General features: G+C 50.7%; 4 rRNA genes (1 of these 4 running past the window's edge). All 4 read right to left on the minus strand.

What is annotated here, in order from left to right:
• Positions 1-24 precede the first annotated feature (24 nt).
• Positions 25-2,916, minus strand: a 23S ribosomal RNA gene (locus tag V6P94_RS23645).
• A gap of 312 nt (positions 2,917-3,228) precedes the next feature.
• A 16S ribosomal RNA gene (locus V6P94_RS23650) occupies positions 3,229-4,765 on the minus strand.
• Between the two features lie 480 nt (positions 4,766-5,245).
• Positions 5,246-5,361, minus strand: a 5S ribosomal RNA gene (gene rrf / locus V6P94_RS23655).
• Between the two features lie 151 nt (positions 5,362-5,512).
• Positions 5,513-7,289: ribosomal RNA gene (locus tag V6P94_RS23660) — 23S ribosomal RNA — on the minus strand; it runs 1,115 nt beyond the window's last position.
• Together the 16S, 23S and 5S rRNA genes form the textbook arrangement of a ribosomal RNA operon.

Raw genomic sequence — 7,289 nt, forward strand, 5'->3', positions numbered from 1 at the left:
CGACTCAAATTGCTTGGGTGTTATATGGTCAAGCCTCACGGGCAATTAGTATTGGTTAGCTCAACGCCTCACAGCGCTTACACACCCAACCTATCAACGTCGTAGTCTTCGACGGCCCTTTAGGGAACTCAAGGTTCCAGTGAGATCTCATCTTGAGGCAAGTTTCCCGCTTAGATGCTTTCAGCGGTTATCTTTCCCGAACATAGCTACCCGGCAATGCCACTGGCGTGACAACCGGAACACCAGAGGTTCGTCCACTCCGGTCCTCTCGTACTAGGAGCAGCCCCTCTCAAATCTCAAACGTCCACGGCAGATAGGGACCGAACTGTCTCACGACGTTCTAAACCCAGCTCGCGTACCACTTTAAATGGCGAACAGCCATACCCTTGGGACCGGCTTCAGCCCCAGGATGTGATGAGCCGACATCGAGGTGCCAAACACCGCCGTCGATATGAACTCTTGGGCGGTATCAGCCTGTTATCCCCGGAGTACCTTTTATCCGTTGAGCGATGGCCCTTCCATACAGAACCACCGGATCACTAAGACCTACTTTCGTACCTGCTCGACGTGTCTGTCTCGCAGTCAAGCGCGCTTTTGCCTTTATACTCTACGACCGATTTCCGACCGGTCTGAGCGCACCTTCGTACTCCTCCGTTACTCTTTAGGAGGAGACCGCCCCAGTCAAACTACCCACCATACACTGTCCTCGATCCGGATAACGGACCTGAGTTAGAACCTCAAAGTTGCCAGGGTGGTATTTCAAGGTTGGCTCCATGCAGACTGGCGTCCACACTTCAAAGCCTCCCACCTATCCTACACAAGCAAATTCAAAGTCCAGTGCAAAGCTATAGTAAAGGTTCACGGGGTCTTTCCGTCTAGCCGCGGATACACTGCATCTTCACAGCGATTTCAATTTCACTGAGTCTCGGGTGGAGACAGCGCCGCCATCGTTACGCCATTCGTGCAGGTCGGAACTTACCCGACAAGGAATTTCGCTACCTTAGGACCGTTATAGTTACGGCCGCCGTTTACCGGGGCTTCGATCAAGAGCTTCGCGTTAGCTAACCCCATCAATTAACCTTCCGGCACCGGGCAGGCGTCACACCCTATACGTCCACTTTCGTGTTTGCAGAGTGCTGTGTTTTTAATAAACAGTCGCAGCGGCCTGGTATCTTCGACCGGCATGGGCTTACGCAGTAAATGCTTCACCCTCACCGGCGCACCTTCTCCCGAAGTTACGGTGCCATTTTGCCTAGTTCCTTCACCCGAGTTCTCTCAAGCGCCTTGGTATTCTCTACCCAACCACCTGTGTCGGTTTGGGGTACGGTTCCTGGTTACCTGAAGCTTAGAAGCTTTTCTTGGAAGCATGGCATCAACCACTTCGTTGTCTAAAAGACAACTCGTCATCAGCTCTCGGCCTTAGAATCCCGGATTTACCTAAGATTCCAGCCTACCACCTTAAACTTGGACAACCAACGCCAAGCTGGCCTAGCCTTCTCCGTCCCTCCATCGCAATAACCAGAAGTACAGGAATATTAACCTGTTTTCCATCGACTACGCTTTTCAGCCTCGCCTTAGGGACCGACTAACCCTGCGTCGATTAACGTTGCGCAGGAAACCTTGGTCTTTCGGCGTGGGTGTTTTTCACACCCATTATCGTTACTCATGTCAGCATTCGCACTTCTGATACCTCCAGCAAGCTTCTCAACTCACCTTCACAGGCTTACAGAACGCTCCTCTACCGCATCACCTAAGTGATACCCGTAGCTTCGGTGTATGGTTTGAGCCCCGTTAAATCTTCCGCGCAGGCCGACTCGACTAGTGAGCTATTACGCTTTCTTTAAAGGGTGGCTGCTTCTAAGCCAACCTCCTAGCTGTCTAAGCCTTCCCACATCGTTTCCCACTTAACCATAACTTTGGGACCTTAGCTGACGGTCTGGGTTGTTTCCCTTTTCACGACGGACGTTAGCACCCGCCGTGTGTCTCCCATGCTCGGCACTTGTAGGTATTCGGAGTTTGCATCGGTTTGGTAAGTCGGGATGACCCCCTAGCCGAAACAGTGCTCTACCCCCTACAGTGATACATGAGGCGCTACCTAAATAGCTTTCGAGGAGAACCAGCTATCTCCGAGCTTGATTAGCCTTTCACTCCGATCCACAGGTCATCCGCTAACTTTTCAACGGTAGTCGGTTCGGTCCTCCAGTTAGTGTTACCCAACCTTCAACCTGCCCATGGATAGATCGCCCGGTTTCGGGTCTATTCCCAGCGACTAGACGCCCTATTAAGACTCGCTTTCGCTACGCCTCCCCTATTCGGTTAAGCTTGCCACTGAAAATAAGTCGCTGACCCATTATACAAAAGGTACGCAGTCACCCAACAAAGTGGGCTCCCACTGCTTGTACGCATACGGTTTCAGGATCTATTTCACTCCCCTCTCCGGGGTTCTTTTCGCCTTTCCCTCACGGTACTAGTTCACTATCGGTCAGTCAGTAGTATTTAGCCTTGGAGGATGGTCCCCCCATATTCAGACAAAGTTTCTCGTGCTCCGTCCTACTCGATTTCACTGCAAAGATGTTTTCGCGTACAGGGCTATCACCCACTATGGCCGCACTTTCCAGAGCGTTCCGCTAACATCAATACAGCTTAAGGGCTGGTCCCCGTTCGCTCGCCACTACTAAGGGAATCTCGGTTGATTTCTTTTCCTCAGGGTACTTAGATGTTTCAGTTCCCCTGGTTCGCTTCTTAAGCCTATGTATTCAGCTTAAGATACCTAACTTATGTTAGGTGGGTTCCCCCATTCAGACATCTCCGGATCAAAGTCTGTTTGCCGACTCCCCGAAGCTTTTCGCAGGCTACCACGTCTTTCATCGCCTCTGACTGCCAAGGCATCCACCGTATGCGCTTCTTCACTTGACCATATAACCCCAAGCAATCTGGTTATACTATGAAGACGACATTCGCCGAAAATTTGCTTTCAATCACAAATTTTACCTTAGCCTGAATAAACACCAGTGAAAGTGCTATTCAGTCTAACTTTCTATTACATACCCAAATTTTTAAAGAACGATCTAATCAAAAGATCAGAAATCAACATTCACCACCGTTCGATGGAATGCTCATTTCTAAGCTTTACGACAGAAAAACCACAGAGCGACTCTGCAGTTATCGTCTTCTACAATGAATCAAGCAATTCGTGTGGGAACTTATGGAGCAGCTGATGTCGTCGATTAAGGAGGTGATCCAGCCGCAGGTTCCCCTACGGCTACCTTGTTACGACTTCACCCCAGTCATGAATCACACCGTGGTAACCGTCCTCCCGAAGGTTAGACTAGCTACTTCTGGTGCAACCCACTCCCATGGTGTGACGGGCGGTGTGTACAAGGCCCGGGAACGTATTCACCGTGACATTCTGATTCACGATTACTAGCGATTCCGACTTCACGCAGTCGAGTTGCAGACTGCGATCCGGACTACGATCGGTTTTATGGGATTAGCTCCACCTCGCGGCTTGGCAACCCTTTGTACCGACCATTGTAGCACGTGTGTAGCCCAGGCCGTAAGGGCCATGATGACTTGACGTCATCCCCACCTTCCTCCGGTTTGTCACCGGCAGTCTCCTTAGAGTGCCCACCATTACGTGCTGGTAACTAAGGACAAGGGTTGCGCTCGTTACGGGACTTAACCCAACATCTCACGACACGAGCTGACGACAGCCATGCAGCACCTGTCTCAATGTTCCCGAAGGCACCAATCTATCTCTAGAAAGTTCATTGGATGTCAAGGCCTGGTAAGGTTCTTCGCGTTGCTTCGAATTAAACCACATGCTCCACCGCTTGTGCGGGCCCCCGTCAATTCATTTGAGTTTTAACCTTGCGGCCGTACTCCCCAGGCGGTCAACTTAATGCGTTAGCTGCGCCACTAAGAGTTCAAGACTCCCAACGGCTAGTTGACATCGTTTACGGCGTGGACTACCAGGGTATCTAATCCTGTTTGCTCCCCACGCTTTCGCACCTCAGTGTCAGTATCAGTCCAGGTAGTCGCCTTCGCCACTGGTGTTCCTTCCTATATCTACGCATTTCACCGCTACACAGGAAATTCCACTACCCTCTACCATACTCTAGCTTGCCAGTTTTGGATGCAGTTCCCAGGTTGAGCCCGGGGATTTCACATTCAACTTAACAAACCACCTACGCGCGCTTTACGCCCAGTAATTCCGATTAACGCTTGCACCCTCTGTATTACCGCGGCTGCTGGCACAGAGTTAGCCGGTGCTTATTCTGTCGGTAACGTCAAAACACTAACGTATTAGGTTAATGCCCTTCCTCCCAACTTAAAGTGCTTTACAATCCGAAGACCTTCTTCACACACGCGGCATGGCTGGATCAGGCTTTCGCCCATTGTCCAATATTCCCCACTGCTGCCTCCCGTAGGAGTCTGGACCGTGTCTCAGTTCCAGTGTGACTGATCATCCTCTCAGACCAGTTACGGATCGTAGCCTTGGTGAGCCATTACCTCACCAACTAGCTAATCCGACCTAGGCTCATCTGATAGCGCAAGGCCTGAAGGTCCCCTGCTTTCTCCCGTAGGACGTATGCGGTATTAGCGTCCGTTTCCGAACGTTATCCCCCACTATCAGGCAGATTCCTAGGTATTACTCACCCGTCCGCCGCTCTCAAGAGAAGCAAGCTTCTCTCTACCGCTCGACTTGCATGTGTTAGGCCTGCCGCCAGCGTTCAATCTGAGCCATGATCAAACTCTTCAGTTCAAACATCTTTGGGTTTTTAAGAAACCCTAAACTTGGCTCAGCAATCGTTGGTTACATCTTTGATTTCTCGCGGAGTAACTTGTGATGCTGATAATCTTGTTGACTATCAGTCTGACTCCACAAGCACCCACACGAATTGCTTGATTCAGTTGTTAAAGAGCGGTTGGTTTAGCTTTCGCTGAACCGAGGCGCGCATTCTACAGCAGCCTCTGTTACTGTCAAGCGGTTATTTTAAGATATTTTCAAAGTTTCCTCTGTAACATCAACCACTTGCGCTTTCGATCTCTCGTTAGCGGGAGGCGAATTCTACAGCGTTACACGCTGCTGTCAACACCTTATTTCCTGCTGCTTTCGATTGAGATAATCGAAGTGTTAGCCAGGCAAATGACCTGGTTAACAGCACAGGCTTTTTACAAAGCTTGTACTTATACAAAAACAAAATCCCCGTCTGCGCGAGCAGACAGGGATTTTGGAATTTAATCTTGACGATGACCTACTCTCACATGGGGAAACCCCACACTACCATCGGCGATGCATCGTTTCACTTCTGAGTTCGGGATGGGATCAGGTGGTTCCAATGCTCTATGGTCGTCAAGAAATTCGGTAGCCAGGTCGTTTACCTTTCGGTTTACGCTCCAGCGAATGGGTATGTAATAGTTTGGTGTTTTGTGAGTCGCAAACTTTCGGTCTGTATCGTCTTCACACACCGCAATCTGGTCTCTTCGACTCAAATTGCTTGGGTGTTATATGGTCAAGCCTCACGGGCAATTAGTATTGGTTAGCTCAACGCCTCACAGCGCTTACACACCCAACCTATCAACGTCGTAGTCTTCGACGGCCCTTTAGGGAACTCAAGGTTCCAGTGAGATCTCATCTTGAGGCAAGTTTCCCGCTTAGATGCTTTCAGCGGTTATCTTTCCCGAACATAGCTACCCGGCAATGCCACTGGCGTGACAACCGGAACACCAGAGGTTCGTCCACTCCGGTCCTCTCGTACTAGGAGCAGCCCCTCTCAAATCTCAAACGTCCACGGCAGATAGGGACCGAACTGTCTCACGACGTTCTAAACCCAGCTCGCGTACCACTTTAAATGGCGAACAGCCATACCCTTGGGACCGGCTTCAGCCCCAGGATGTGATGAGCCGACATCGAGGTGCCAAACACCGCCGTCGATATGAACTCTTGGGCGGTATCAGCCTGTTATCCCCGGAGTACCTTTTATCCGTTGAGCGATGGCCCTTCCATACAGAACCACCGGATCACTAAGACCTACTTTCGTACCTGCTCGACGTGTCTGTCTCGCAGTCAAGCGCGCTTTTGCCTTTATACTCTACGACCGATTTCCGACCGGTCTGAGCGCACCTTCGTACTCCTCCGTTACTCTTTAGGAGGAGACCGCCCCAGTCAAACTACCCACCATACACTGTCCTCGATCCGGATAACGGACCTGAGTTAGAACCTCAAAGTTGCCAGGGTGGTATTTCAAGGTTGGCTCCATGCAGACTGGCGTCCACACTTCAAAGCCTCCCACCTATCCTACACAAGCAAATTCAAAGTCCAGTGCAAAGCTATAGTAAAGGTTCACGGGGTCTTTCCGTCTAGCCGCGGATACACTGCATCTTCACAGCGATTTCAATTTCACTGAGTCTCGGGTGGAGACAGCGCCGCCATCGTTACGCCATTCGTGCAGGTCGGAACTTACCCGACAAGGAATTTCGCTACCTTAGGACCGTTATAGTTACGGCCGCCGTTTACCGGGGCTTCGATCAAGAGCTTCGCGTTAGCTAACCCCATCAATTAACCTTCCGGCACCGGGCAGGCGTCACACCCTATACGTCCACTTTCGTGTTTGCAGAGTGCTGTGTTTTTAATAAACAGTCGCAGCGGCCTGGTATCTTCGACCGGCATGGGCTTACGCAGTAAATGCTTCACCCTCACCGGCGCACCTTCTCCCGAAGTTACGGTGCCATTTTGCCTAGTTCCTTCACCCGAGTTCTCTCAAGCGCCTTGGTATTCTCTACCCAACCACCTGTGTCGGTTTGGGGTACGGTTCCTGGTTACCTGAAGCTTAGAAGCTTTTCTTGGAAGCATGGCATCAACCACTTCGTTGTCTAAAAGACAACTCGTCATCAGCTCTCGGCCTTAGAATCCCGGATTTACCTAAGATTCCAGCCTACCACCTTAAACTTGGACAACCAACGCCAAGCTGGCCTAGCCTTCTCCGTCCCTCCATCGCAATAACCAGAAGTACAGGAATATTAACCTGTTTTCCATCGACTACGCTTTTCAGCCTCGCCTTAGGGACCGACTAACCCTGCGTCGATTAACGTTGCGCAGGAAACCTTGGTCTTTCGGCGTGGGTGTTTTTCACACCCATTATCGTTACTCATGTCAGCATTCGCACTTCTGATACCTCCAGCAAGCTTCTCAACTCACCTTCACAGGCTTACAGAACGCTCCTCTACCGCATCACCTAAGTGATACCCGTAGCTTCGGTGTATGGTTTGAGCCCCGTTAAATCTTC

Origin of the sequence: Pseudomonas sp. ML2-2023-3 (assembly GCF_037055275.1) — a bacterium.
Lineage (GTDB): Bacteria > Pseudomonadota > Gammaproteobacteria > Pseudomonadales > Pseudomonadaceae > Aquipseudomonas.